The organism is uncultured Roseobacter sp., assembly GCF_947488185.1.
Taxonomy (GTDB): domain Bacteria; phylum Pseudomonadota; class Alphaproteobacteria; order Rhodobacterales; family Rhodobacteraceae; genus Roseobacter.
In genome coordinates this window covers 86,175-111,384 of record NZ_CANKYM010000002.1, presented here as the reverse complement: position 1 = coordinate 111,384, position 25,210 = coordinate 86,175, and the positions used below count along the sequence as shown (strand labels likewise).

Genomic DNA, 25,210 nt, shown 5'->3' with positions numbered 1-25,210 from the left:
ACAAGGACAGGCACCCAAAAAAGAGGCCGCCCATACCGGGCGGCCATCGGACTATATCAAGGCGTATACAGCCTGTCGTGACGCAAGCTATTTGAGTGACGCAATGAAAGCGTCAACGTCGCTCAGCGGAATGTACTCGATCTCCTCCGTGCCGCTTTCGGAGAAGGACCAGATAACCGCCGGAGCGGAGACGTCGCCGTTCTCATCAAATCGTACATCACCGGTGGCCCCTTGGAACATCACCGTGCCACCACCAGCAAGCACCTCCTTTGCCGCTACGAACCCAGCCGTGTCAGCGCTCACCGGCGTCCCGGCGGGGTCCGTCACGCGGGACATGGCGGCTGCCACATCCGCGCCGGATGCGTCCTTGCCAGCCGCCTCCATCGCCAGCAGCGCCAGCATGGCCGCATCATAGCTGTTGGCAAGACCGGGGCCGTTGGGTTCTGCCTCAAAGCGCTCCTGGTAAGCGGCGCGGAATGCATCGGCACTTTCCGAACGCGGCGAGGCAGTGTCCGTGCCAAGCGCTGAGCCGAGATACTGTAGGCCGACATTGTCCCGGAACTCATCCGATTTCAGGGAGTTGGCGAGGATCATGTTTTGCGTTCCGCCAAGCGACAGCCATTCACGCACCGCCGCCGTCCCCTCTGCGGGATAGAGCGCGAGATAGAGCGCTTCGGGCTGGCCTGACAGCGCATCGGTCACCTCGGCGCGATAGTTGGGCTGTGCATCGTTGATCGCAACAGAGGCCGTGACCTCTACCCCAACGGCGGCAAAGTCCGCCGCGATCAGGCGGGCCATGTCCTGACCCCAGTCGTCGTTCTTGTAGAGGATGGCGATGGATTTATAGCCCTTGTCCGCGGCGACTTTCGCACCGACCGCGGATTGCACACCCGTGGTGGCAAAGGTGCGGTACCACAGCCCGTTCGTTTTGCCCTCTTCCGACAGGCCGGTGAAGGCCGTCGAAGACGAACAGCACGACATCTGCATCACGCCGCTTGGAACGGTCACGGAGGTCAGGATCGGCATGGACACACCCGACGAGACAGCCCCCAAGAGCACCTTCACACCTTCCAGATCCACGAGAGCCTTCGCGGCATCGACCCCGACTTTCGGATCAACCTGAGTGTCGCGCAGGACCATTTCGATCTGACAGCCCGCAGCACCGCCTGCTGCATTGACCTGATCGACGGCAAACTGTGCGGTCTCAGCAATCGGGCGGCCCCAGTCGACCGAGGTGGGCAGCACGGCGCCAATCTTGGTGGTGCAGTCCTGCGCATAGGCCGCACCCGATACGGCGCTAAGACCGAGTGCGAGGCCAATCGAGGCTCTTGAAACTCTGATAATGGACATATTCAATACTCTCCGTGTTGTTTTCTTTTGGTTTTTCCCTTGTGTGATACGACAAGACGCTCTGGCAGAAACCCTTGGGGCCGCCACATCAGCATGCCAACGATCACCGATCCGATCAGTATGAATTGAACGGAGCCAGTGTAAAGCTGTACCTCGACGGGCGCAAAGCGTGACAACGCCCAGCCCGATGCCGTCCACGCGCCCCATATCAGAAACGCGCCAAAGATCGCGCCGCGGTTGTTGCCAGCGCCGCCAACGATCAGCATCGCCCAAATCTGGAATGTGAGCGTCGGCAGAACGTCTTGTGGGCTGACAAAGGCGTAGAAGGTGCCGTAAAGGCCCCCCGCAAGTCCCAGGATGACGGACCCGGTGATGAAGGCAATGAGACGAATGCGTGCAGGGTTCTTGCCAAGCGACTGTGCGGCCTCTTCATCCTCGCGGATCGCACGCAACAGGCGCCCGAAGGGCGAGACGACGAGACGCTGCAGGAACAGATAGGTGAGGATCAAGATCAGCAGCACGACGACAAAAAAGACCAGGTTGTAGATGAACCCGTCCCCAAGTGCCGTGCGCAGTGGCCGCTCGAAACCGCGCACGCCCTTTGCACCCCCCGCCAACCATTCGGCATTGCGCATCAGGTTCTCGAAGGCGACGGCAACGCCAAAGGTCGCAATCGCGAGATAGTCGTGCCGCAGCCGCAGCGTCAGCAGCCCCACGATCCACGCCATCAGACCCGCCGCCACCATGCCGCCCAAAAGCGCCAGCGGATAGAAGATACCATAGCCACCCAGATGGCCCGCCTGCGCTGCTCCGCCCAGGATCAGTGTCGCATAAGCCCCTGCGCCAAAGAAGGCGACGACCCCGCCATTAAAGAGCCCCGTATTGCCCCATTGCAGGTTCAGCCCCAGAACCGCAATCGCCAGGATCGAGGCGGTGGTGGCGAAGAACACGAGGTATGAGATGACACCGATCACGCGCGGGCCTCGCCGAACAGCCCATGCGGTCGGATCATCAAGACCGCAAGGATCATCAGGAACGGCACCGAGGGCGTGTAGCCCGACGGTAGTATGAGCAGCGCCAGATTGCCCGCGATGCCGACGATGAACCCGCCGAGCACCGCACCATAAACGCTACCGATGCCGCCCACGATCGTGGCCGCAAAGATCGGCAGCACCAGATCGCGGCCCATAACCGGGATCAGCTGGTGGCTGATGCCGTAAAACACCCCCGCGACAGCGGCCAGCCCGCCGCCAATCAGCCAGACCGCCATGATGGTCCGCTGCAGGTTCACCCCGTTGACCTGTGCAAGCGAAGGGTTTTCGGCCACAGCCCGCAGGGCGTAGCCAAAGGTCGTGCGCGACAGGACCAGGTGCAGCGCAAACATCAGCAGCAGCGCTGCACCCAGCACAAAGACCTGATCAGGCTTGATCAGGATCAGCGGATCGCGGCTGAGGACCGTGGCAAAGGCGATGTCACGGGAATAAAGCTCGGGGCTAAGCCCAAAGATCAAACCTATGACGTTGCGCATGATCAGCGCCATGCCGAAACTGGCAAAGACCATCGAGAGCTCCTGCCCTTTTTCACGCACGCGCTTGAACACCAGCCGATCAATCAGCAGGGCCGAGAGCCCGGTCAGGACCATTGAAACAAGGATCGCCAGGATCAGCGATCCGGTCAGAGACAGCGGCGCCAGCTTCACTGCAAGGAAGGGGGCCAGCCCTGAGACCAGCGCATCGCAGACTAGCGCGGCGTAAGCCCCAAGCGACAAAAGCTCGGCATGTGAGAAATTCGCAAACCGCAGGATATGCATCACCAGCGTCAAGCCAATTGCGCCGAGCGACAGATAAGATCCGGTCAGGATGCCGTCGAGCAGGTGCTGGATCATGCGAACCCTACCCGTCGATTGCCAAGATAGATCTCGCCAACAACCTTGTTGCCTCGCAGGCTTTCCGCCGGTCCGTCCAACTGGTTGCGCCCTTCGGCCAAAATGAAGCAGTGATCCGCGAGGCGCAGCGCCTGGTTGACGTTCTGCTCGACCAGCAGGATCGACACACCTTGGGTTGTCAGCGTGCGGGCATGCTCCAGCACCTCTTGCGTGGCCTTTGGGGACAGGCCCGCCGAGGGCTCGTCCATCAGGATCAGTTTCGGCGCGGTGGCCAGCGCCATCGCAATCGCCAGAAACTGGCGCTGGCCGCCCGACAAGGTTCCAGCCTTGTCGCCCTGCTTGGCTGCAAGTGCAGGGAATTGTTCAAAAAGCTGCGCCAACCGGGTCGGGACCTGACCGCCGGCCCGCCGCAAGGCGAGGTCAAGGTTCTGCCGGATCGTCAGGCTGCGAAAGATGTTATCCGTCTGTGGTACGTAAGCGATGCCTTGCGCCGAGAGCTGGTCTGTGCGGATGCCGGTGATGTCGCTGCCGTCGAAACGGATCTGGCCACTGCTGACGGGCAGCAGCCCTGAAATCGCCTTGATGAGCGTCGATTTGCCCGCCCCGTTTGGCCCGATGATCAGCGTGATTTCTGCGGGCCGCACGGTCAGGGACACATCGCGCAAAATGGGCAGGTCGGGCACATAACCGGCGGTCACCGCTTTGGCCTGCAGGATCGGCTCAACCATCTGCCGTTGCCCCCAGATAGGCATCCAGCAGAACCGGATTGGCCAGGGCATCGTCGCTGGAGCCTTCAAAGATCACGCGACCTTCGGCCAGCGCAATGACCGGGTCGCAATGGCGCATGACAAAATCCATATCGTGCTCGATGATGACAAAGGTCTTGCCCTGCCGGTTCAGCTCTTCGATCTTGCCAATCAGCGTCTCGGTCAGCACCGGGTTCACCCCCGCCGCCGGTTCATCAAGCAGTATCAGTTTCGGGTCGCCCATCAGTACGCGGGCCAGTTCCAACAGCTTCATCTGCCCGCCGGAAATCTTGCCCGCAGGATGGTCGGCCAAAGGGCCCAGTGTCACGAAATCCAGCACGTCCAGCGCCTTGTCGCGAATAAGACGTTCCTGCGCCCGCATCCGCCCTCGAAACAGGAAGGGCCCGGCGATGCGCTCGCCAATCTGACCCATCGGGGCCAGCATTACGTTTTCCAGCACGCTCATCCGCGCAAAAGGCCGCGCGATCTGAAAGGTCCGGCCCAGCCCAAGCGCAAAGAGCCGATCAGGGGACATGCCCGTGATATCCTGCTCTTCAAGCCGCACCGCCCCGGTATCCGGCTTTAATGCCCCGGTCAGCAGATTAAAGAGCGTTGATTTACCGGCTCCATTTGGTCCAATCAGCCCGGTGATTGTACCGCGCCGCACCTTGAGCGACACTGTGTCCACCGCTTTCACAGTGCCAAAGCTGAGGCTCAGGTCCTCGGTCGCGAGGATCAACTCATCCACTCCCCAGAACCTTGTCGTCAGGGCGCGTGTTGAGGTTGTATTTCATGATCCGCCCGTGCCGCCCGCCCCGGTCACGTTCCAGACCGAACACCGGACCTTGTGGCCCGGGGGCGTCCCGCAGCACCGTATCAATTGCTGTTTGATCATCGGCATCCAGCGCAAAGTCGAAAACCTCCAACGTCTGCGGCAGGTGCCGTGCATAACGCGCGCCGACGATGGCAGCGGCCACTTGCGACTGGTCCAGCACCCAACGTGTTGCGACGGTTGACAGTGACACGCCGTGCTTGTCTCCAACCGACTTCAGCACTGTAAGCAGCTGTTGAAACGCCTCCCACGGGCCAAATTCATCGATGATCAAACGGTACTTGATCAGGCTCCGGTTCTCGAAGGCAAAGCCGGGATCGGTCGCGCCCAGCCAACGCTCTGTCAGGAACCCGCCCGCCAAGGTGCCGTAGCACAAAAGCTGCATGTCATGCGCGCTGGCCCAAGCTGTGAGGCCGCTCTCGGGCCGCCGGTCCAAGATCGAATACTGCACCTGCGTCGAGACAATGTCGAAGCCCGCGTCGAGGAACGGCTGCGTCTCGACGATGTCCCAATTTGTCACGCCCAGATGGGCCAGTTTGCCCTTCTCCTGACAGCGTTTCAACACCTCCAGCCCGACCAGCGGATCGCCCATGGTCAAATCCCACCAGTAGAATTGCACCAAATCAAGCTGCTCCACCTGCAGGCGTTTCAGCGAACGATCTATGATCGCCTCGACCTGATCAGGCTCGATGTTCTCCAGCAGGCCCAAGTCCGGCACCAGTTTCGTGTGCACCTTGACCGAATTCGCAACATCGGCGCCGCGCCGACGTCGCAGATCACCGATGAAATCGCCGATCATTTCTTCGACGCCCACATAGATGTCGGCGCAATCAAAGGTCGTGATGCCCGCGTCCAGAAAGGCTTCCATATCGCGGACAGCCTCGGCCCGGTCCACCGGACCATGATCGCCCGCCAGTTGCCAACCGCCTTTGATCACACGCGAGATGGCATAGCCCGGGCGCAGATCTGCTGTTTCCGCAGTCACGCGTTGTCCTCCTCCCAATAGGGTGTTCCCCGGGCATCGGGCTGCCCGGTCGTTCCGGCATGTGTAAACCAGCGCTTTTCAAGGCGTGTGATCCGAAAACGACCGCCGCAATGCGGATCGGGGCAGGCCACCTCGGCATCCGTGCTGATCCAGTCGTTGGGATCGGTCATGCGCTGTTTGGCGGGCAAAAGCGGCATCAACGCAGTCAGGGCGTACATCGATATCCGGGTGCCGGGATCGAAGACCAACGTCTCTCCCTCGACCTGAAAACTCTCGCCTTCGATATGACGACAGACCGGTGTGCGACCGTCAAGGACGGTCTCCACCTTCAGGTCATAGAGCCAGAACCCCGCACCCTCCTTGTCCTCTTCCATCCCCGTCCTTTCCGCTGGACTGCCGCCAACGCTTGGTCTTATCTGGCCAAGGTTATCGGATATGGCGCAGTGCTCAAGTGCCATTCGTCCGAGGCCGCCGAGAGACGGGAGCCTTCATGACAGATCACCGACACCCAGACCGCTTTCAACTGTCGGAGAATTTGAACATCTCACGTGTCGTGACCGGCCTCTGGCAGGTGGCGGACATCGAAAAGGACGGCGAGACAATCGACCCCCAAACGGGTGGGGACTGGCTGGCGGTCTATGCCCGTCACGGCTTTGACACCTTCGACATGGCAGATCACTACGGCAGTGCCGAAATCATCGCTGGAAACCTGTTGGCACGCGGTGTGGCCCCCCGCGCGCTGGCCTTCACCAAATGGTGCCCCCCTCCCGGTCCGATGACAGCGGATGTGGTGCGTGCAGGCGTCGAAGAACGCCTGCGCCGGCTGGGTGTTGATCGCGTGGATCTGCTGCAGATTCACTGGTGGAGTTTTCAGCACCCCGCATGGCTAGAGGCCTTGCATGAACTCGCCCGCTTGCGCGAGGAGGGGCTGATCGCAGAGATCGGCGTCACCAACTTCGATGCCGCGCATCTCCAAGTTGCCCTGTCCGACGGCGTGCCGCTCATGACCAATCAGGTCTCATTCTCGCTTGTGGACCGCCGAGCCGCCCATCAACTGTCCGACCTCTGCGCTCGCACCAACGTCCGGCTTCTGGCCTATGGGACGCTGTGCGGCGGGTTCCTGTCCGAACGCTGGCTGGGCCAAGCTGAGCCGTCCGAGATTACCGACTGGTCCAAGATGAAGTACAAGCGTTTCATTGATGTGACCGGTGGGTGGGCCGGCTTTCAAAGCATCCTGTCTGCCGCCGGTGCAATCGCAAAGAAGCATGATGTCTCGATCCCCAACGTCGCGACGCGCTGGGTGCTGGACCATCCCACCGTTGCAGGCGTAATTGTTGGCGCGCGCCTGGGCGAACGGGTTCACACCGATGACAACCTGCGCCTGTTCTCATTCGCACTGGATGCCGACGATCAGGCCCGGTTGGCAGAAGCCTTTGACAACGCGACGGGCGTACCAGGCGATTGCGGCGATGAATACCGCCGCCCGCCCTTCCTGACCGCGTCAGGCGATCTGACCCACCACCTTGAGACGATACCCCTGCCACACACCGCCACGCAGAGCCCGCACCGCACAGACGGCAAACAGGTGTTGAGCGGATCAAAGTGGGAAGAGATCGCTGGTTATGCGCGCGCCCAGCAGATTGGGAACCGCATCCTCGTCTCCGGGACGACCGCCACCGCAGGCGCAGACCGCATCGTCGCAAGCGCGGACGCAGAGGCGCAAACAACCTACGTGCTCGACAAAATCCTGGCGGCTCTCGCGGCTTTGGGCGCTACCGCCGAAGATGTGGTACGGACGCGCATCTATATTGTGGACGAAGCCGACGTCGAAGCGGTCTCCCTGGCGCATGGGCGCGTCTTTGGCGCGATCAAGCCTGCAAACACCCTGATTGTCGTCGCCAGCCTGATAGGTGGGTACCGTGTTGAGATAGAAGCCGAAGCGAGTCTGAAACGCGACAGCGGCCAGGACAAAGGCCTTTGATGATCGACCAAGCGCTCTGACCGCGCCCCTGGCGGGAGCGGTCAGCGTAGTCTTGGCGCCTCGGAAGGGTGTGTCGCCTTCATCTCTTCTCGCCACTGCAAACGAGGATGAAGCTGATCTGGGCAATACCGCTTATGACAACGCCACGAAGTTGCTGAAACTTGGCGCACTTGTCTGACGTCAGCGCCCAGCCCTTATGAACCCGGCGATTGTTGGTGTGTTGGGATTGAATGGGTAAAAGGCTCCAAGAGCTATCGCGAAGCAAGAAGTATTCTGGCGCCCGACATTCTGAGCTCGAAGCCGACATTCACGGCAAGCCAAACTGACCGCTCCTATTATTGGTTGGGTCTCCTATTATTGGTTGGTTCGAATTCCGGTATGCGGGACATAGTTGTCGTCCACTACAATCCTTCGATCGGCGGCTGTCGAGCTACCGTAAGGCAGGCCCGAGATAATTTTCCTACTCAAAGGGTGAGTTCATCGGCTGCAACGCGCCATTTACCGCTACGCGCAACCATCCCAATTTTCTGTTCCACAAGTTGCTTGCCGTTTTGCCTCAGTTTTTGATCGATAGCAGACACCACCGAACGCGAGTCGGAATCTAGGAACGTCGTATTGAGATGGTGGTCTGAGTCTTCGGTTGAAAACCGAAGTTTCCGGTACCCGTAAAACACGCCACCATCACCAACTCCTTCAATTTCGCCCCAGAAGAGGGTCATTGGGGTTAGCTTTGGTTCCTTGAACAAATACCAGTCGCTTCCATCTGGAAGCAACCACAAGCCCCGGTCTGTAACGCGCAAACGGACACGGGGAGAACGGCCGAAGCGAAACGCGGAATATCCCACACTCACTAAAAGCAGTCCGCAGCCGAGCAACAACACGGCCCAAAGATGAGCGTTAGTGACAACAGCCAAAAAAGCGAAAAACAAGGTGGGCAACGCCACCAGAAACAATACCCCACCAAGGAATCTGCGGAGCACAAAGCTCTCGCTCACCTCTAGGTTTTCCTCCATGCAAGCTCCATGGGCAAATGGCAAAGCACTCTAATCAGAGGCTACCCCTTCCATACTAGAGGAAAGTCAGAATGAACCGAAGCCGTCATTCGCTGCATCACGACAAATGTCCAGGTTGGGCGGGCTTATGTATCAAACGCACCAACAATCTAGCTGAACATCCGGCCCGCGTGAATCCATAATGGAGTATGGAACACACGATATTCGGACTGATCAAAAAGCGCGGCGAAATAGCGGGCCAGCATAAGGTCGCGCAGAAAGCAGCAGACGCCCTCAAGACCGATCTGGACGCCATAGACCGCGCGCTGGTTCTTTGTAGCTATGAGGACGACCCAAAGGCTATCACGCCGCGCGGCAAGTACAAACAGCTATTCGGGCGCAACGAGTTGAAGCTGACAATCTTCAACACCCTACGGCAAGCGCCTGCGGACGATGAAGCGATAGCGGCGGGTATCATGGAGGCTATCTACGCCACTCGCATGGATGGTGAAATCAAGGGCTACACCGTTACTGAAATTCACGACAGCTTTGAGCGCGACGACGAATAGCTTGGTGCGTTTGATACATAAGGCCGCGAAAGTCTGCTTTCCTCCGCCATTCTAGATGGGCATACTTGTGATGCAGCCCTTCCGGGACACAAGGAAAGTTGGCGCTAACACCTAAAAGGTTTCGCCAAATAGATCGAGCACCGCCCGCCATGCATGTATCGTAGCCTTTGGATCATAGCTGACACCGGGCACGGTGGTCATGCTGTGAGCGGTTCCCTCTGCAAGCGATCCATCCGGCTTTCTCGGTTGCGCCCAGAAGGCGTGCTCGGCTCCCCCGTATATTTCGACACGCCAGTCGATCCCGGCCTCCTGAAGCGCGCGACCGAAAGTCAGTATCTGCTCGGGGGTGCAGACGGGGTCTTCGGAGCCCGTGCATAGCAGGAAGGTACCGGCAACGTTGGACCATTCTTCAACCTTGTCGTCCGGGAAGGCGGAATGCACGACCGCGATAGCCTTGAATGGGACACCGGCCCGCGCGAGCTCGAGCACGATCTTACCGCCAGCGCCATAGCCCAGAGCGGCAATGCGATCAGGGTCGACACCTGGTTGCGCCAGCAGAACATCGAACGCGGCACGACCGATAGACTGAAGCCGTTCGACATCGGCCAACAAAGGCATGATGCGGGACAGCATCGCATCGGGTCGATCGAAGAACACCTCGCCGCCGTGATACTCCATGGCCAACGCCAGGTCGCCATGCGCGGCCAAATCGTCGGCCCGTTGCCGTTGGTATTCCTCAAGGCCAACTCCATCATGGCCTATCAGCACTGCTGGCCATGGCCCGGGGCCATTCGGCTGCGCCAGATAACCGATCATACTCAGGCCATCCACGTCATAGGTGACTTCACGCGTTGCAACCATCATTGCACCTTCTTTCAAGCGAGCCGGATGAGCCTCGCCATTTCAGGCGGCGAGCATGATGGGCGAGCGGTTGTTGTTGACAGCAGTCCCCGCCGTTTGGTCGAACCTCGCGTCCGTAAGCTCGTGGACGATCCGAAGGCACGTTCCGCCAGTCGCATTCGGGGTGATTGTGAATGTGACGGTGCTTTCCAGGAAAGGCGGGCTATCCTCGCGCAGCCTGTAGCGGACTTCCTGGCCGGGGGTGACGGTGATCGCATCGGGGTCGGCCAACACCTCCTCAGGCAACCACCTTTCCCGAAATTCGGGGATGTTGATAGCGCGCCAGACCTTTTGCGGCGGATCGTCCAAGTCAAATTCCAACTCGATGCCGCAATCCTGTTCCCTGGTCTGTTCTTCGTTCATTGATCTATTTCCTTCAGCAAAACTTTGAGATCTGCGATGCGGGTCGGCCAAAAAGTGCGATACTTCGCCAGCCAATGAACGATGAGGGTCAGGCCCTCTGGATCGACTTCGTAGTTCACGAAACGCCCCTGGCGTTCTTGTCTCACGAGTTTCGCGTCCCGCAGGACGGAAAGGTGTTGCGACATTGCCGGTTGACTTATTTCCATGCCCCTGCGCAAGGCGCTGGCATTCATGCTCCCTGCCGCCAGCTTCTCAAAGATCGCGCGGCGGGTCGGGTCTGCCAAAGCTCGGAAAATATCGTTCTCAGCCATATCAATACATAAGCATAGACTTATTCAACCTGCAAGTGTGTTTTGGGGCAGCTTCCTGTCGTCGCAGATATGTGCGCCCTGTCGAAACGACCGAGAAGAACGGATCGGCTGTTGTAATAGCCTCTGTACCGGCTTTCAGAACGCGCCAGCGACAGGGTCTAAGCCCGTATAGAACACGATGCTAAATCCGCAAAGCGATCCACCTAAGCCGACCGTCGTGCGCTCCGCAGCATCCGTCAAACTGGGGCGCGAAGCTAACCTTTGGCTCAGGACAGCTTTGCCCCTACTATTTGCGTCGGTTGACGTCCACCGTGCGGGACGAAGTTAGCTTTCGCTGCGGCTGTGCCAATGTCCGCTTGCGATGAAGGCGCCCCGCCAAAAACGGTAGTTTCCGCCGGTGACAGAAACGGTTGAGTTTTGGCAGATCAGAGCGGGTTCTTTGCCTGCTTTAAGAGAGTGTCATACCTTGTCTGAAGGTCGTGCAAGTGCTCTTCAATGAGTCTGTTGATTTCATTTGGCCAAGGTTGGCCGACCCAGATCGGGTCATTTTGTGAGCCTGAAGACCTCAATGCCAGGTATATGTCGATATGATGCAAGAGCTTTATCAGCTCCGCTTCTAGCCCTTTGTCACCTCCAAAGTGGTGAAAGTTGCTCTGAATGATCTCTCGGGTCTCGTGATGGTTCTGAATGATCACCTCTTGATCGAATGCTGAAACGAACTTCTGTTTATCTTTATCGCTGCTTCTGAAATTTTCGGACTCCCAAGCTATCGCGCCCCTCTTCAAGCGGCAATGAAGAGGCCAGAAGAACTGAGATAGCTTTTGCTCCAAGTTCGCCACTTCTAGACGCCAACTCTCAAGACGAACGGCGTCCTTGTGCTTGGAGTATCTCTCCAACAAGAATTTCGAGACAAACCCCAGAACTGCAAAGCCAAGGTAAACCAACAGATCGACAGGTTCCGCTCTCAAGATGATCCTCCACGCGCTTAGTATTAAAAGCTAGCTTTCCGCGAAGACTTAGGTTCGTCAATGGGCTGCCCAAGGAAGGTTGCTTATGGACAATAACCCCCTGTCAAAAGGTTTGCGCCAAAAACGGTCGTTTTTGTCATTGACGACGGCGAGCCTGGAAACATTGAAAAATATTGTGTCACAAACCCTTGGCAAAACTCTGTTTGATTTTGTCACGTTTTTGGCTGCATCCCGAGAAGCGGACATCCGTGCGCAGTGCAGCAATTGTCAAAATGGGCTCGAAGCCGACCTCGGATGCGGTGCAGCATTGCGCGATATGTTGGTGGAAGCGGCGGCCGGGAGGGCCCGGACCGGACCTTCGCTCCATGATCTCAATGCTGCGGTGCAGCCCGACAAACCGGCTGTTCGCCGCAGATGCAAAATAGAGGTAAGTTCGAACTTACAGTTCGCAGGAAATGGCGGACATGTAGCCCGAGCGAAAGACCGGCCGCTTACCACCGGGTCTCAAAGTCCGGAAATCTTTCCCGAGACGTTTTTCTCCGTCGGGGAGATCCAGCCAAGGCTCGCCGTCAACGGGACCTCTGCCGCATCCATGCCGACGCCGATCCGCACGATCTGCGACGCCTCCGCCATGCCAGCACACTTCGCCAGCGTCTACGCCCCGCATGCCGACTCCCAGGATTTTCATCCGGTCGCCGAGGTATACTTGGACGGCACTTGGCAGGTGATCGACACCACAGGTATAGCGGAGGCGGGGGCGATGAGCACATGCGCAAAGTCCTGACAGACGCCCTGCGGTTGAACGAAGGTATCGATGGCGGTCGTCTGCGCCGTGCTAGACCCCGGACATATTTGAAGCGCCGAAAGATCCGGCCCCGTATCCAGAGATGCGCTGCCCGCCGTGCAAGTGACCGGACTCGGCGACGACGAAGCTCCGGAATTCATCCGAGGGGCATTAGTGTGCCGGCATAAGGTACAGGACGACGTTCCCCGGAAGAAGATGCGGCGGCACCTTGTCCAGCGCAGCAATATCCGGAGACGGCCGGTCAATTTCGACCTTTGCGGAGGAGACGCACTTAAAACCCTAAGACGTTCGCAGCGGCGTTCTGTCGCCAAGTCCGGTGTCAGCGGCGGTCTCTGCGACATGGCCAGGCGCGCCGATATCGAAAGTCTCCGACAGGACCTGCTGGTCCGCAAAGCGCGGGGCGCGTACCTGCAGGGTCAGATTGACTGGTTGGGCGATGTCCTAGGGAAGCCGCACGTCGATATCGACAATCATGAGCTATCCTTCGCAGTCTCTGAAGCGTCTGCCAATTCCTTGCGCAGCAGCGCGACGTTTCGATTGTTCGCCTTGAACACGAGATCGAACGCGTCTCCGAGAAGAGGCACCGCGCCGACGACAAGGTCCAGCCCGGCGTTTGCCGCCATACGAACAATCGTGCGCTTGCGTGCGCCAAGCCTGTAGCCTTGATAGATGAGATAGGCGGATGGCCCGAGCGATGCGAGGTCACCTGCACCCGGAATGAGCCCGAGAAGAGAGTCCCATCCAAACCGAATGGGTGTTCCCGGTATCCGGAACCGGCTGTCCAGCAGCGTGGAGAGGCGGTCGAGCTTCTCGATCTCGGAACCAGGCACGCCGCTCACTTGCGCGCGACGATGTAGACCGCATGCACAAGCCCAGGGATATACCCAAGCAGTGTCAGCAGGATGTTGAGCCAGAAGTGTTTCCCAAACCCGACCTGCAAGAAGACGCCGAGCGGCGGAATGATGACGGAGAGGATGATGCGGATAAGGTCCATGAGCGCTCTTTTCTGAGATTTTTTTCGGGGAGTCCCGCAGCGTATCGCAAGTTGCACCGAAATTAGCGAGGTCAGGCGTCTTAATCTGTGTTAACTTCTGGTATGTCCGAAGAATATCAAAGCTGTCTTGTCAGTCGACTGTCCCGTTTCGTGTCCCTCACCGATCACGAATGTGCATTCATTGCAGAGATGGAAAAGGATGAACACCCGCGCAAGAAAGGCCGGTCGGTTGTCAGCGTCGGGGATCGAACCGAGGGGATCATGGTCCTCAAGACAGGGTGGGCGGTGGTAAAAGCGGACAGCTCAGACGGGCGCAGTCAAATTCTGCGCGTGTATTTGCCGGGCGAGGTCATGGGACTGGCCGAAATCGGATCGTCACGCGCCAATCATCGCATCACGATGCAGACGGACGGTGTGATCTGCCCATTCCCTAGGAGCGGTTTGGCACCGCTCTACAGCGAATATCCTCGTCTCGGTGCCTTGCTGACGGCGGTTGGTAGTCTTGATCAGATCGCGCTGCGTCATCACGCCAGCAGTCTTGGGTCGATGGATGCGTCCGGCAAGCTGAAGTTCTGGTTGCTGCAACTCCGGTCGCGGTTGGAGGTGGCCAATGTCGGTCTTGGCAACCGGTTTCAGGTGCCCTTCAGCCAGGTCGAGATCGGACAGGCGGTCGGGCTGACGTCGATCTATGTCAACAAACTGCTGCGCCGGTTTGTCGAAAACGGAGACATTGAGATCGAGCGCCCCTACGTCCGCCTGCTCAAGCGGGACGAATGGGAAAAGGATTGCGAATTCGTCAACGCCTTCGTTGACATGGACACGTCCTGGTTCCCACCTGCAATCGAGACGGAGACGACCGGCTCGGCCGAACTGGTCAAGCCGGCCTGAGGGTCATGCAGCCGCATCCTTGTTGATCCCGCCTGTCGCAAGCTCGGTCATCGTACGGTCGCCATCATAGGATGCATCAAGGCATTTCTTGAGCGCTGCCACATCCTCATCCAGCTCCAGCCGGTCAGCGAAGGCGGCAAGACAGCCGTATCCTGCAATGGCGTAGTGGACCAGTCGCTGGTATTGCGTGATGATCATCGCGTCTTTGGTCGCGTCCTCGCCGAATGTTTCTTCGATCGCATGGGCTCGTGATTCTTTCACGAGGCCTTCCATGCCTTTGCAGTGCGCGCCGCTCGGATTTTCGTCGTGACCTTCGAAAATTTTGTTGAGGGCGGTGATGCCGTCCTGAACACCGTCCGCTCCGGCGTTGAGAGCGTCGGACAGGTCCTTGTCGCTTGCCGCCTGCGCCATCTCCTTGGTGACATCCAGCGCCTGTACGTTGGCGCTGTGGATATCCTTGAGTTGTTCAAGATAGAGGTCTTCCAGAGTGTCGATGCTCATGTTCGATCCTTTCGAGGTGAGCTTTCACGCTAACTGGAATCGGCCACCGCAACAGAGACGATCTGGCTGGAGCGTCCTTCGAATGGGCAAATGCTAAACCAGATTAGCGTCTGCGCCCCGCATCACAAACCTCAACCGCCTAAGCTGCTCACAGCGGGGCTGACCACAGTCACGCCCCATCAGAGGAGCCTCTAATGCATAACGTCTTTTACCTCATCGGACTGATCGTCGTCGTTTTGGCTGTCATCAGTTTTCTGTTCTGAACCTGAAGTGGAGAGATTCATGTCGACACAAAAAACTCCGGACCAAACGTCTGCCCATTCCGACGCATCGCAGGCCAAGCAGAAAGCGGGCGAAATGACGGAGAACGCGAAATCCGCCGCCCGTGACGTCGCGAAAGATGCCGCCTCCGCTGCAAAGGATCATGCGGAGACCGCCAAGTCATCGGTCGCCGACGAGATGTCGGGTGTTGCGTCAGCGCTTCGCACCGCAGCCGAAGAGATGCGCAGCGGCTCTCCGCAAGAACGCACCTTCGGTCAAATCGCCGAAGGTCTGGCCGATGCTTCCGAGGCGATGCGCAACAAGGATCTGAGTGAGCTGGTGCAGGATGTCAGCGCCTTCGCCCGCAAGAACCCATTGGTGTTTCTCGGTGGCGCTGCCCTGATCGGCTTTGCGGCCACTAGGTTCGCCAAAGCGTCCAACACCCGTGATCCGCAGGCAATCCTCACCGCGCGTGGAACCACACCGCACGGAGAGGTCTCATGAGCGACAACACGACAAACAAGAGCGCAGGTCATCTTCTGTCTGATGTAATGAGCAACGTCGGTGGCCTGGTGCGCAATGAGGTCGACCTCGCCCGCGCCGAAATCAGCGAGAACGTCACCAAGGCTGGTATCGCCCTTGGCCTGATCGCCGGTGCAGCCATCATCGCCCTGGTCGCTCTGAATGTTCTGGCCGCCGCACTCGTGGCGGCGCTCACCGATATTGGTCTGGAAGCCGGTTGGTCATCGCTGATCGTTGGCACCGCACTTGGCATCATTGCCTTTGCTTTGATCAGCAAGGGCGTCAACGACCTCAAACTCTCAAGCCTCGCACCGACGCGGACCGTGAAGAACGTCCAGCGCGATGCCGCAGCCGTGAAGGACGCCTACGATGACAAATGAGACCCGCAGCCCGAAAGAAATCGAACGCGAGATCGAAGATCAGCGGTCCGACCTGACCTCCAATCTGGAGGACCTGCAGAACAAGTTTTCACTCGACACCATCGTTCGCCAGATCAGCGATCAGTTTCGCGAACACGGTGGCGACATGGGCCGCTCAATCTCCAATCAGGTCAAAGCCAACCCGATCCCGCTGGCGCTCACCGGCATCGGTCTGGCCTGGCTGATATTTGGAGATTCCCAGCAGCCGCAGCCACGTCACCGCGCTTCCGATGATTTCGACGATGACCGCTACAGTTCGGCAGAAGGCGAGTTTCACCGCAATCGTGCCGAGCGCGGAATGCCTTACACGCCGCCGACAACGCTTAGTACGCGATCCCCTTCGGAGCCCTCCTGGGCGCGGGATCACGATGACGAAGACAGCCCTTCGGTGGCAAACCGTCTGTCCAGCAGTGCCGAAGCCGTGAAGGACAAGGCGGCGGATGGCGCACAATCGGTGAAGGGCGGCCTAGCAAGCGCTGGCTCGGCGCTCGGCGATGCCGCGTCTTCCGCAAAATCGACGGCGGGAACTGCGACGCAATCCGTAAAGCAGGGTCTGGCCACGGCGAGACACCGTATCGCGGAGGGCACCGAGACGCTCACCGAAGAAGGTCGCAAGCGTGTGATCGCCGCACGTCAGAAAGCCGTGGAAATGCGCCGCTCCGCCGCGCGGTCGATGCACCAGGGAACGGATGCGGCGGTTGACTTTTATGATCAACAGCCGTTGGTCGTTGGTGCGCTCGCACTCGCCGTCGGTGCCGCGTTGGGCGGGGCTTTGCCGCGCACAAAGGCCGAAGACGATCTGATGGGCGCGCAGAGTGACAGCCTCTATGACGAAGCCGAGCGCATCTTCGAGGAGGAAAAAGCGAAGGCGCTGTCCATTGCGGGCTCAGTGAAAGATGAAGTCAAGGACATCGCAGCGGAGACCAAGGCCGACATGGACAGTGGCGCGCCCGGCGACAAATCCGCTGTCGAGGCGATTGGTGACAAGGCCAAAAACGCGGCAGAACGGGTTGCGAAGACGGCCAAATCCGAAGCGCAGGACAAGAATCTGGGCAAGCCCAAGTCCTGATAAATCCGGGAGAGGCCATTCGGCCCTTTCCTGCCTTCTCATCTCCCAAACCTGAGGTTCTGTCATGCCACGCGGCCGCTCTGCCGAGACCCCGACCGACATCCCGGCCCGCGGCTGGAAGGATATTGCCTTTCGCCTCAAGGACGAGATTTCCGCCGACCGGGTCGGGCTGATTGCGGCCGGAATTGCCTTTTACGGGTTATTGGCCCTTTTCCCCGCCATAACCGCGCTTATTGCCATCAGCGGGTTGATGGTCGAACCGAGCCAGATCGTCGATCAGCTAGAACGCCTGTCAGGCCTCATGCCGGAAGACGTGATCGCAATTGTCACGGGGCAGGCCACCGCCGTGGCCGGGTCCCGCGAAGGCGGCCTCGGCCTTGCGGCACTCGCCGGCGTTCTGATCGCGCTTTATTCAGCGTCGAAAGGTATGGCGAGCCTCATCGAAGGCATCAACGTCGCTTACGACGAGGATGAAGATCGCGGGTTCATAAAGCTCAAACTTGTCACATTTGCCTTGACGCTTTTTCTGATGGTCGGCCTGCTGGTCGCCTTGATGGCAACCCTTGGCTTGCCCGCGGTTCTGGCACTTCTGGAATTTGGTCCGATGTTCGAGGTCTTCATGACGGTCGGCCTTTGGATCGGGCTATTCTGTCTGACCGTCTTTGGCCTTTCCGTGCTCTACCGCTATGCGCCGTCTCGCGATGAACCGGAATGGAAATGGGCCTCGCCCGGCGCAATCGTCGCCTGCCTCATCTGGGTCATCGCCTCGGCCGGCTTTGCGTTCTATGTTGGGAATTTCGGGTCCTACAACGAAAGCTTCGGGACGCTGGCCGGGGTGGTCGTTCTGCTGATGTGGTTCTGGATATCCGCCTTCATTATCCTGCTGGGCGCGGAGCTGAATGCCGAGATGGAGGCGCAGACGCGCGCTGACACGACACAAGGCCCCGATGAACCGATGGGATCGCGCGAGGCAGTGAAGGCCGATACTTTGGGCGAGGCCACAAAGTCATGATGCCGCAATCCGCCGCATGCTGAACTGGGTTTTCTGGGGCCTCGCTCTTATCATTATCATCACCACGCTCCTGCCGCTGACCAGCAGCGCGACCTGGTGGGTCCGCATGTGGGATTTTCCACGCCTGCACATCGCCGGAGTGGCACTGCTAACCCTGCTCGCTTGCCTGCCCTTCGCGATGTCCCAGAAGCCTCTTCTGGCAGCCGCTTTGATTGCTGTGATGGTCTATCAGGGGATGCAGATCTTCCCCTACACACCACTGGCGCGTACGGAAGTCGACATCGCAGGTGCACCGTCTCCGGCAGAGGAGATGTCACTCCTGTCGGTGAACGTACTGATGGAAAACACCCGGCATCATGATCTGATCGCAATTCTCGAACGCGAAGACCCGGATGTCTTACTTCTGATGGAAACCGATGACACGTGGCACGCAGCCTTGTCACAGACGCTCGCCCGCTACCCAACCATCAAGTCACACATCGCCGATGACCACTATGGGCTGATCTTTGCCACGCGGCTGGAAACCTCCGGCGTCGATCTGCTGTGGCCCTTGGCCGATGATACGCCCGCCGTCAGGGCGGTGATGACGTCCCCAAGCGGTGCCGCATTCAACTTCATCGGTCTGCATCCGCGGCCCCCCGTGCCCGACAACACGACGGCCGTGCGCGACAGGCAGATCAACGAGGCCGCCTTGATGACCAAATCGTCCGAACGGCCGACTGTCGTGATGGGGGATTTCAACGATGTTGCCTGGTCCTGGACCACGAAGCGGTTCAAACGATACGGCGATTTTCTGGAGCCACGCGTGGGACGCGGCATGATGTCCAGCTTCCACGCGGAGTATCCGTTCATGCGCCTACCGATCGATCAGATGTTCATGACAAAGGACGTCGGGCTGGTGTCGTTCCGCAGGCTAGAGCCTTTCGGGTCCGATCACTTCCCGATGGCGGCCACCGCTTTCATCCTCAATCAAAGGCCGAACGATGGACAGTAAGCCGGCCAAGCCGTCGGCCAAGGCACAGCCACGGCGTCGGCCTGCTGCGTTGCGGAACCGCTTGGAGGTCCCGCTCATCGGCATTTTCGGTTTACTGCTGTTGCAGGCTCTGGTCTGGGCCAGCGATTTTCTGATACCGGTTACTGCCGCATGTCTTGGCTATTTCGTCCTGAACCGACCCCGTCGTATTCTGTCCAAGCTCGGGATCGCGCCGATTGTCTCGGCCGCTTTGTTCACTGCCTTTCTGACAGCCCTCATCGTACTCTTGCTTGTGCAGCTCAGCGCACCGGCGGCGCAGTTCATTGAGGACCTGCCGTCACTTATGGATGAAATCAAGCAAAAGCTCTCCGCAGCGGGTGGCACCTTGGAAGCCATCAATGACGCGACCGTTGCGGCCGAGGAGATCATCGAAGATCAAAACGCCGAAACAGTGGAGGTCGAGGTAGTGTCCAACACAGGCATCGCCACGACCCTCTTCAGCATGGCGCCCGGTTTCCTCAGCCGGATTCTCTTCGCGCTGATCCTGTTGTTCTTCCTGATTGCATCGGGGGACATGTTCCTGACCAAGACCGTGCAAAGCTTCGAGCGGTTTGCCGACAAGCGGCGCGCCGTGGAGGTGGTGCATTCGATCGAGGATCGTCTGGGATACTATCTGGGCGGCATTGCGTTCATCAACGCGGGCCTTGGGGTGGCGGTGGCCATTGCGACGCATTTCTGGGGTCTGCCGAACGCGATCATCTTCGGCTTCATGGCCTTCGGGCTCAATTTCGTACCGTTCCTGGGCGGGCTGATGGGCGCGGCCATCGCGGCCGCCGTCGCCTTCGTCACTCTTGAAGGGACGTTGGCCGCAGCAGGTGTATTTGCGACTTATATCGCGCTAACTTCCATCGAAGGTCAGTTCATCACACCGCTTATAATTTCGCGCAGAATGCGGTTGAACACCCCGGTCGTTTTCCTGTTTGTCGCCTTCTTCGCTTGGATCTGGTCGATCATTGGAATGATCGTCGCTCTGCCCATCTTGATCGTGCTCAAGATCGTTTGCGATGAGACCAAATCACTGCAGACCCTCGCCCGGTTTCTAGGGGATCTGGACGACACCTCGGGGAGCGGCGCCCGGGACTAGATGGCTGCCGGCGGCCCGCACCGCCAGCTGATCTCCGCTCAGGTCTTCCTGCGAACAAGGCGCGCCACGAATATCAGCATACAGGCACCAGCAGCGGCAACGATCAACTGACCGATCCACCCGCCAAGCGTCGTGCCGATGATCGCGATCAGCAGCCAGTTCAAGACCAGCGCACCGACGATACCGAGCACAACATTCATAAGCAGGCTTTGGTCCGATTTCATGATCTTCTCCGCGATCCAGCCCGCGAGCGCGCCGATGATCAGTGATCCGATCCATCCTATTCCAGTCATTCTTTAGGTCCTTCTTCGAGAGTTGAGGGGAGGTGTTATGCGAGCGGCATCTCGGCGCTCACGCTGTACTCATTTACAAAAAAAATGCCGCCGCCGGAGGGACACCGGCGGCAGCGAACTCGTTACCTACACCATCAAGATACGTTCCGGTGCCCGCATCAATCTGACGCTCAGTCGAGACCGAGTTGCTCGGCCAGGCGCAGACCGGGGTCGAGCACGCGCACTTCTGTCTCGCTATACTCAGGCATGTTCTCCAGCTTGGACTGCGTGAACTCGGGCAGGATCAGCTCGTCTTTGCGCAGGATCAGTTTCTCGACCGGCACTGCGACTTCATTTTCGCCCATGCCAAGGAAACCGCCAACGCCGATGACGGCCACTAGCGTTTGACCGCGTATACCGATGAAATCGACCTCGCCCACGTCTTCACCGGTTTCAGTGGCAACGCTCCGCCCGATCAAGTCTTCGGCCTTGCGGTTAAAGATCGGCAGTACCTTTACCGTCTCCTGATAGCGGGCGCGGTCCTCGTCAGCCATGTTCCCGGCCGCATCCGCTTTAAAATCCTCCATGACAACGCGCGCCTGCATCTGTTCAACCTCGACATTCGCTACGCCGCCATCGACGACGTTGACCTCTGGCTCCTCGCTGGTGACGGACACATTGGCGCTCTCGCCTTGCTCCAGATTCACTTGCGCGTCGGCCTGCGTCACGTCGATCCGGGCCTCCTGCGCATCAGAGATATTGACCTGCGCCTCGCCTTGCTGGAATTCCACGCGCGGCTGCGCTTCCTGGATGGTGATCTTCGGCTCCGGGCGAATGAATCGTACGACAGGTTCGGGCTGATCAAGGTCAATGATTGGCTCGCCCGTCTCAACATCCACTTCAGGCTTGGGCACCATCACGGTGACAACAGGCTCGGGGATCACGACCGTGATCTGCGGCTGGGCCTGCTCAACGGTGATGATCGGGGCCTGTTGGCGAACCTTCACGGTGGGTTCCGGCACCACCACGGTGATCTCGGGTTGCGGTTGCTCGACCGTGACCACGGGCTGGCCTTGTGTCACTTCAACGTTGGGGTCTGGCACGGTCACATTGACGGTTGCATCTTCCTGCTCGACGACCACCTGTCCGACTTCAGCGGGAACGACGGTCGCGTCGGTTTCGGTCGTCGACTGGGCGAGAGTGCCCGTTGCGGCCAACGCGCCGATGGCGGCAGTGCCGAGGAGTGTTTTCAGTGTCGGGCTCATATAGTTTCCTTCGCATGACCGGGATCGAGCACTGCCCGGAGGCGTGCGCTCAAATCGTGTGACCTCGGACAAAGTTGATTTCCGGATTGGCTCGAGCGCCCCATTTACGACGCGCCTTTGTCTTACCGCCGGATGCCTGAACCGACAGAGATGCCAGCCCTTGAAGCTGTCATGGAATTAGCAGTTTTTGCCGTGATGAGGTGGCCCGAGGCACTAATCCCTGACAAGTTTTCCGACTTTCATGCCCCCGATCAGACGTCGGTGCCTGTTGATCAAGGCAGCCCGAAGCGGCCGGTTGAACAGAAACCACCGAAGCGGGCATTTTAAATACTGTTCCAGTTTAATGCTTGGGCATTTCGCCCTGCGCGAAGGATGGCCACGGAGCGCCTGAGAGCCCAATTGTCTGGATACACGAAGAAAATATTGGAGACGTCAGAATGAAAAAACTTTCCGTAACCGCCCTGATCGCCGTGATCGCCACAGGCCCGGCTCTTGCCGAAGCCCACATGGACACCGCGAACATGATCCGGACGCGCGACATCACCGGCGGCGACATCTACACGCTCAATGGCCCGATGGATCAAGATACCTGGGGCAACTGGGAAGCTGAAGGCGTCGGTCCCGACTGGAATGATATCGGGGAAATCGAAGACGTCATTCTCGACCGCGACGGCCAGATGATTGGCATTGTCGCTGAAGTCGGCGGCTTTCTCGACATCGGTGACAAGCACGTGTTCGTCCCCGTGGATGACATCCGCCTTACGCCGGTGGACGACAAAACCTATGTGATCGTCACCCGAAAGACCGAAGAGCAACTCGAAGAGATGGACTCGGTCGACGAAGCATGGTGGAACTGACCTAAAGGTCTGTAACCCAAGCGAAGTGGCCCGCCGGGCCACTTCCGTCTCACCCATCCGCGGATACCATGGTCAAACGTTGTGCCTGACGAGACGTCCACACCAAAAGTCAGTGACCAACCACTGCTCATGGTCGCATTGGGCTGGGCCGCCATTCTCGGCTGTGCCGTTTTCAGCATATCGATCCTCATTGCCGATTTTGTCGTTCCAGACCACGATTGGATCGCCGACACGATCAGCGACCTTGGCGCGGGCCGGTACGAGTTCATCGTGGACATCGGCATCTACGCGTTTTCCGGATCGCTGATTTGCACCGCCTTGCTGTCTGCTCATGTGCATATGGGCGGGTGGAAGTGGAGCATCGGCATCGTGGGCCTGGCCCTGCTCGGCTTGCTGGTGTTCCTGATCGGCGCCCGCAACGAATATGGTGATCGTGACTCGGACGGTGTCGTGATCCACATCTATCTGGTCTATGGCCTTGGCGCGATCATGGCGGCGGTGCCATGGCTGATGTCCCAGGGGGCCCGTCGAGCGGGCAGGCGCTACGGGGCGATCCTTGTCGCAATATCGCTGATTTGGGTTGTATCGGCCCCGGTCTTCTTCCTTCTGCCGGATTCTGTGGATGGTCTCTATGAACGCTATCTCGGTGTGATCGCCTTTGCCTTGGTGATCACGCTTGCTCGGCTGTTCATCAAGCGTGGACAGATGCTTCATGGGGCGCGTTAGGCGAATGTCTGGCCCCGCGCATTGACCCGCGCCCGTTGTCCCTGCCAGCCATGGGCTCGGGCCGAAAGGCCGACACCAGCGTCGACTTGCCGCTTAAATCCTGTCCTAGTTTAGGTCTCCGGCTTTTTCCCCGGCACGCAGGGTGGGCAAACCCGGTCATTTGCGTGAAGCCTTTAGATCTAAGGCCACAACACGCTCCGGATTATCGATCCGAGCTTGCCGTTGTGGCGCAAAAACCAGCTGGAGATAGATATGAATTGGGATCAGATTCAAGGTAAATGGAACCAAATGACCGGCAACATCAAGGCACAGTGGGGCGAGCTGACGGATGACGAGATCGCCGAAGTCAATGGCGAGCGGGAAGCGCTCGAAGGCAAGATCCAGGCGAAATACGGAAAATCCAAAGAAGAAGCCAAGCAGGAAGTCGATGCGTTTCTGAGCAAACACTGACGAGTTCGGCGAGACGCCAAAACCAGTGGTGTCTCGCCAAACCTGCAATCACCGACCATTGAAAAGAAAGTGACCGAAATGCTCTTCGAGCCAGACGTTCTAGATGTGGTCGCCCGAGGAACGATCCTTGCAATATTGGCGCTCCTTTGGGTGATCGTCGCGGTCAGGATAACCGGGCTGCGCGCTTTCTCCAAGATGACGGCCTTCGACTTTGTGGGCACCGTCGCAATCGGCTCATTGCTGGCTGGCGCGAGCCAGGCAACCGAGTGGGCCGCATTCTTCCAGGCCCTATTTTCGATTGCAGCGCTTCTCGCCGTTCAGGTTGTTGTCGCCAAGCTCAGGCAGTCATCGTCGACATTCATGGCGGCCATTCAAAACTGTCCCTTGCTTCTGATGCGAGAAGGCGAAATCATTCAAGCCGCGCTGCACGCAAGTCGCGTGTCAGAGCAAGACCTGCTGGCCAAGCTCCGAGAGGCCAACGTTCTCGATTTTTCCGAGGTGCGCGCCGTGGTCCTGGAGACAACTGGCGACATTTCGGTCTTGCACGGTCCGGCGGTTGAGAAACGGCTCCTTCGCGATGTGACTGGCGTTGGCTGATGGCCTCAGTTTCGCTGGACCGACCCAGATTGGGCGGCGCCTCTAAAGGAGACACTGGACCGCTGCGTGCCATCGGTCACATTGCATTCGTAGCGGACATGTGGCGGTGCAACGCGCTGAGCCTAGGGGCTACCAAGGCTAAGAGGTCTGCTAAGCGGACAAACCCGACTTTGGTTTTCGCGCCTTGCTGACGCAGCATCCTCTCGCGCCTGCGGCACGTCTCTTGTTGCAACGCAGCGCATGTCGCTAGACCGGACGTTGACAGACGCCGCTTTCTCGCGAACCGACACCATGCCTTCGCCGTTGCTCAATCCGACCATCCAAACGCGGACAAAGCGGTCGTCGAAAGTGGGATCTCCAATGTCTGCATATGGGTTTGCATCTTGATAATCTGTTGTGCTCCCAATGTTTTCAGGCAAAAGAGAGCATCACTCTTGGCGTCAAATAACGTCTTGGCGGAGCGACTTGAAATGTACAGCCTTGTAAAAGCACTAACTTGGTCTGTCCGCATTGCCGACCGGCTTGTGTTTGGCGAGAAGAATCTGACTAGGTCTCAGATAGAACTGCGAACAC

31 protein-coding genes are annotated in these 25,210 nt (G+C 58.8%); 14 read left to right on the top strand and 17 right to left on the bottom strand.

Annotated elements, in window-relative coordinates:
• Positions 1-87: 87 nt before the first annotated feature.
• From Q1A52_RS06455 to Q1A52_RS06425, 7 genes are read right to left on the bottom strand one after another with little or no spacing between them, the layout of a single operon-like run.
• Complete coding sequence (locus Q1A52_RS06455) at positions 88-1,350, bottom strand: ABC transporter substrate-binding protein (protein WP_300012555.1); 1,263 nt, start codon at positions 1,348-1,350, stop codon at positions 88-90.
• Between the two features lie 2 nt (positions 1,351-1,352).
• Positions 1,353-2,324 (bottom strand): branched-chain amino acid ABC transporter permease, encoded by a 972-nt coding sequence (locus Q1A52_RS06450; RefSeq protein WP_300012552.1) that lies wholly within the window; start codon positions 2,322-2,324, stop codon positions 1,353-1,355.
• Positions 2,321-3,235, bottom strand: a complete 915-nt coding sequence (locus Q1A52_RS06445; RefSeq protein ID WP_300012549.1) for a branched-chain amino acid ABC transporter permease — start codon at positions 3,233-3,235, stop codon at positions 2,321-2,323. The genes Q1A52_RS06450 and Q1A52_RS06445 overlap by 4 nt, the downstream gene beginning before the upstream one ends.
• Positions 3,232-3,963 (bottom strand): ABC transporter ATP-binding protein, encoded by a 732-nt coding sequence (locus Q1A52_RS06440; RefSeq protein ID WP_300012547.1) that lies wholly within the window; start codon positions 3,961-3,963, stop codon positions 3,232-3,234. The genes Q1A52_RS06445 and Q1A52_RS06440 overlap by 4 nt, the downstream gene beginning before the upstream one ends.
• Complete coding sequence (locus Q1A52_RS06435) at positions 3,956-4,729, bottom strand: ABC transporter ATP-binding protein (protein WP_300012544.1); 774 nt, start codon at positions 4,727-4,729, stop codon at positions 3,956-3,958. Before Q1A52_RS06435 ends, Q1A52_RS06440 begins: the two co-directional genes overlap by 8 nt.
• Positions 4,722-5,798, bottom strand: a complete 1,077-nt coding sequence (locus tag Q1A52_RS06430; protein ID WP_300012541.1) for an aldo/keto reductase — start codon at positions 5,796-5,798, stop codon at positions 4,722-4,724. Before Q1A52_RS06430 ends, Q1A52_RS06435 begins: the two co-directional genes overlap by 8 nt.
• Positions 5,795-6,172, bottom strand: a complete 378-nt coding sequence (locus Q1A52_RS06425; RefSeq protein ID WP_300012538.1) for a TIGR04076 family protein — start codon at positions 6,170-6,172, stop codon at positions 5,795-5,797. The genes Q1A52_RS06430 and Q1A52_RS06425 overlap by 4 nt, the downstream gene beginning before the upstream one ends.
• A 116-nt stretch (positions 6,173-6,288) precedes the next feature.
• Here Q1A52_RS06425 and Q1A52_RS06420 point away from each other — a divergent pair, with 116 nt between their 5' ends.
• Positions 6,289-7,779, top strand: coding sequence for an aldo/keto reductase (locus Q1A52_RS06420; RefSeq protein ID WP_300012535.1), 1,491 nt, complete (start codon positions 6,289-6,291; stop codon positions 7,777-7,779).
• A gap of 464 nt (positions 7,780-8,243) precedes the next feature.
• Here the strand turns inward: Q1A52_RS06420 and Q1A52_RS06415 are convergent, their stop codons facing one another.
• Complete coding sequence (locus Q1A52_RS06415) at positions 8,244-8,792, bottom strand: hypothetical protein (RefSeq protein ID WP_300012532.1); 549 nt, start codon at positions 8,790-8,792, stop codon at positions 8,244-8,246.
• A gap of 188 nt (positions 8,793-8,980) precedes the next feature.
• Here Q1A52_RS06415 and Q1A52_RS06410 point away from each other — a divergent pair, with 188 nt between their 5' ends.
• Positions 8,981-9,340 (top strand): hypothetical protein, encoded by a 360-nt coding sequence (locus Q1A52_RS06410; RefSeq protein ID WP_300012529.1) that lies wholly within the window; start codon positions 8,981-8,983, stop codon positions 9,338-9,340.
• A 111-nt stretch (positions 9,341-9,451) separates the two neighbouring features.
• Here Q1A52_RS06410 and Q1A52_RS06405 read toward each other — a convergent pair whose 3' ends face one another.
• The 4 genes from Q1A52_RS06405 to Q1A52_RS06390 all read right to left on the bottom strand — a co-directional run bounded on the left by Q1A52_RS06405 (position 9,452) and on the right by Q1A52_RS06390 (position 11,882).
• The gene (locus Q1A52_RS06405; protein WP_300012526.1) at positions 9,452-10,204 is read right to left on the bottom strand and encodes a dienelactone hydrolase family protein; all 753 of its coding nucleotides are present in this window, start codon (positions 10,202-10,204) and stop codon (positions 9,452-9,454) included.
• A gap of 39 nt (positions 10,205-10,243) precedes the next feature.
• On the bottom strand, positions 10,244-10,603 hold the full coding sequence (locus tag Q1A52_RS06400) for a hypothetical protein (protein WP_300012523.1): 360 nt from the start codon (positions 10,601-10,603) through the stop codon (positions 10,244-10,246).
• Entirely contained in the window at positions 10,600-10,914 is a 315-nt protein-coding gene (locus tag Q1A52_RS06395; protein ID WP_300012520.1) for a helix-turn-helix transcriptional regulator, read from the bottom strand. Before Q1A52_RS06395 ends, Q1A52_RS06400 begins: the two co-directional genes overlap by 4 nt.
• A gap of 425 nt (positions 10,915-11,339) precedes the next feature.
• Positions 11,340-11,882, bottom strand: coding sequence for a hypothetical protein (locus Q1A52_RS06390; RefSeq protein WP_300012517.1), 543 nt, complete (start codon positions 11,880-11,882; stop codon positions 11,340-11,342).
• An 85-nt stretch (positions 11,883-11,967) separates the two neighbouring features.
• Between Q1A52_RS06390 and Q1A52_RS06385 the strand changes: the two genes are divergently transcribed.
• Positions 11,968-12,666 carry a hypothetical protein gene (locus tag Q1A52_RS06385; protein WP_300012514.1) on the top strand — a complete coding sequence of 233 codons (699 nt, stop codon included), beginning with the start codon at positions 11,968-11,970 and terminating at the stop codon, positions 12,664-12,666.
• Positions 12,667-13,157: 491 nt separating this feature from the next.
• Here Q1A52_RS06385 and Q1A52_RS06380 read toward each other — a convergent pair whose 3' ends face one another.
• The gene (locus Q1A52_RS06380; RefSeq protein WP_300012511.1) at positions 13,158-13,517 is read right to left on the bottom strand and encodes a DUF4112 domain-containing protein; all 360 of its coding nucleotides are present in this window, start codon (positions 13,515-13,517) and stop codon (positions 13,158-13,160) included.
• 5 nt (positions 13,518-13,522) lie between these two features.
• A complete protein-coding gene (locus Q1A52_RS06375; RefSeq protein ID WP_204417449.1) occupies positions 13,523-13,681 on the bottom strand; it encodes a YqaE/Pmp3 family membrane protein in 159 nt (52 codons plus the stop codon).
• Between the two features lie 87 nt (positions 13,682-13,768).
• Here Q1A52_RS06375 and Q1A52_RS06370 point away from each other — a divergent pair, with 87 nt between their 5' ends.
• Positions 13,769-14,569 (top strand): Crp/Fnr family transcriptional regulator, encoded by an 801-nt coding sequence (locus tag Q1A52_RS06370; RefSeq protein ID WP_300012508.1) that lies wholly within the window; start codon positions 13,769-13,771, stop codon positions 14,567-14,569.
• A 3-nt stretch (positions 14,570-14,572) separates the two neighbouring features.
• Here the strand turns inward: Q1A52_RS06370 and Q1A52_RS06365 are convergent, their stop codons facing one another.
• The gene (locus Q1A52_RS06365) at positions 14,573-15,070 is read right to left on the bottom strand and encodes a ferritin-like domain-containing protein (protein WP_300012505.1); all 498 of its coding nucleotides are present in this window, start codon (positions 15,068-15,070) and stop codon (positions 14,573-14,575) included.
• A 282-nt stretch (positions 15,071-15,352) separates the two neighbouring features.
• Between Q1A52_RS06365 and Q1A52_RS06360 the strand changes: the two genes are divergently transcribed.
• The 6 genes from Q1A52_RS06360 to Q1A52_RS06335 all read left to right on the top strand — a co-directional run bounded on the left by Q1A52_RS06360 (position 15,353) and on the right by Q1A52_RS06335 (position 20,470).
• Positions 15,353-15,835, top strand: coding sequence for a hypothetical protein (locus tag Q1A52_RS06360; protein ID WP_300012502.1), 483 nt, complete (start codon positions 15,353-15,355; stop codon positions 15,833-15,835).
• Positions 15,832-16,233 (top strand): phage holin family protein, encoded by a 402-nt coding sequence (locus Q1A52_RS06355; RefSeq protein WP_300012499.1) that lies wholly within the window; start codon positions 15,832-15,834, stop codon positions 16,231-16,233. The genes Q1A52_RS06360 and Q1A52_RS06355 overlap by 4 nt, the downstream gene beginning before the upstream one ends.
• Positions 16,223-17,341 carry a DUF3618 domain-containing protein gene (locus Q1A52_RS06350; RefSeq protein ID WP_300012496.1) on the top strand — a complete coding sequence of 373 codons (1,119 nt, stop codon included), beginning with the start codon at positions 16,223-16,225 and terminating at the stop codon, positions 17,339-17,341. Before Q1A52_RS06355 ends, Q1A52_RS06350 begins: the two co-directional genes overlap by 11 nt.
• 64 nt (positions 17,342-17,405) lie before the next feature.
• On the top strand, positions 17,406-18,353 hold the full coding sequence (locus Q1A52_RS06345) for a YihY/virulence factor BrkB family protein (protein WP_300012492.1): 948 nt from the start codon (positions 17,406-17,408) through the stop codon (positions 18,351-18,353).
• 16 nt (positions 18,354-18,369) lie between these two features.
• The gene (locus Q1A52_RS06340; RefSeq protein ID WP_300012489.1) at positions 18,370-19,347 is read left to right on the top strand and encodes an endonuclease/exonuclease/phosphatase family protein; all 978 of its coding nucleotides are present in this window, start codon (positions 18,370-18,372) and stop codon (positions 19,345-19,347) included.
• The gene (locus Q1A52_RS06335; RefSeq protein WP_300012486.1) at positions 19,337-20,470 is read left to right on the top strand and encodes an AI-2E family transporter; all 1,134 of its coding nucleotides are present in this window, start codon (positions 19,337-19,339) and stop codon (positions 20,468-20,470) included. Before Q1A52_RS06340 ends, Q1A52_RS06335 begins: the two co-directional genes overlap by 11 nt.
• A 38-nt stretch (positions 20,471-20,508) precedes the next feature.
• Here the strand turns inward: Q1A52_RS06335 and Q1A52_RS06330 are convergent, their stop codons facing one another.
• A complete protein-coding gene (locus Q1A52_RS06330; RefSeq protein WP_300012483.1) occupies positions 20,509-20,763 on the bottom strand; it encodes a GlsB/YeaQ/YmgE family stress response membrane protein in 255 nt (84 codons plus the stop codon).
• A gap of 170 nt (positions 20,764-20,933) precedes the next feature.
• Positions 20,934-22,007: a PRC-barrel domain-containing protein gene (locus Q1A52_RS06325; protein ID WP_300012480.1), complete on the bottom strand. Its 1,074-nt coding sequence runs from the start codon at positions 22,005-22,007 to the stop codon at positions 20,934-20,936.
• Between the two features lie 437 nt (positions 22,008-22,444).
• Here Q1A52_RS06325 and Q1A52_RS06320 point away from each other — a divergent pair, with 437 nt between their 5' ends.
• From Q1A52_RS06320 to Q1A52_RS06305, 4 genes are all read left to right on the top strand, one after another.
• Positions 22,445-22,864: a PRC-barrel domain-containing protein gene (locus Q1A52_RS06320; RefSeq protein ID WP_300012477.1), complete on the top strand. Its 420-nt coding sequence runs from the start codon at positions 22,445-22,447 to the stop codon at positions 22,862-22,864.
• Between the two features lie 81 nt (positions 22,865-22,945).
• Entirely contained in the window at positions 22,946-23,590 is a 645-nt protein-coding gene (locus Q1A52_RS06315) for a DUF998 domain-containing protein (protein ID WP_367277997.1), read from the top strand.
• Between the two features lie 252 nt (positions 23,591-23,842).
• Complete coding sequence (locus Q1A52_RS06310) at positions 23,843-24,040, top strand: CsbD family protein (protein WP_299673325.1); 198 nt, start codon at positions 23,843-23,845, stop codon at positions 24,038-24,040.
• A gap of 78 nt (positions 24,041-24,118) precedes the next feature.
• Entirely contained in the window at positions 24,119-24,637 is a 519-nt protein-coding gene (locus Q1A52_RS06305; RefSeq protein WP_300014888.1) for a DUF421 domain-containing protein, read from the top strand.
• The last annotated feature ends 573 nt before the right edge of the window (positions 24,638-25,210 follow it).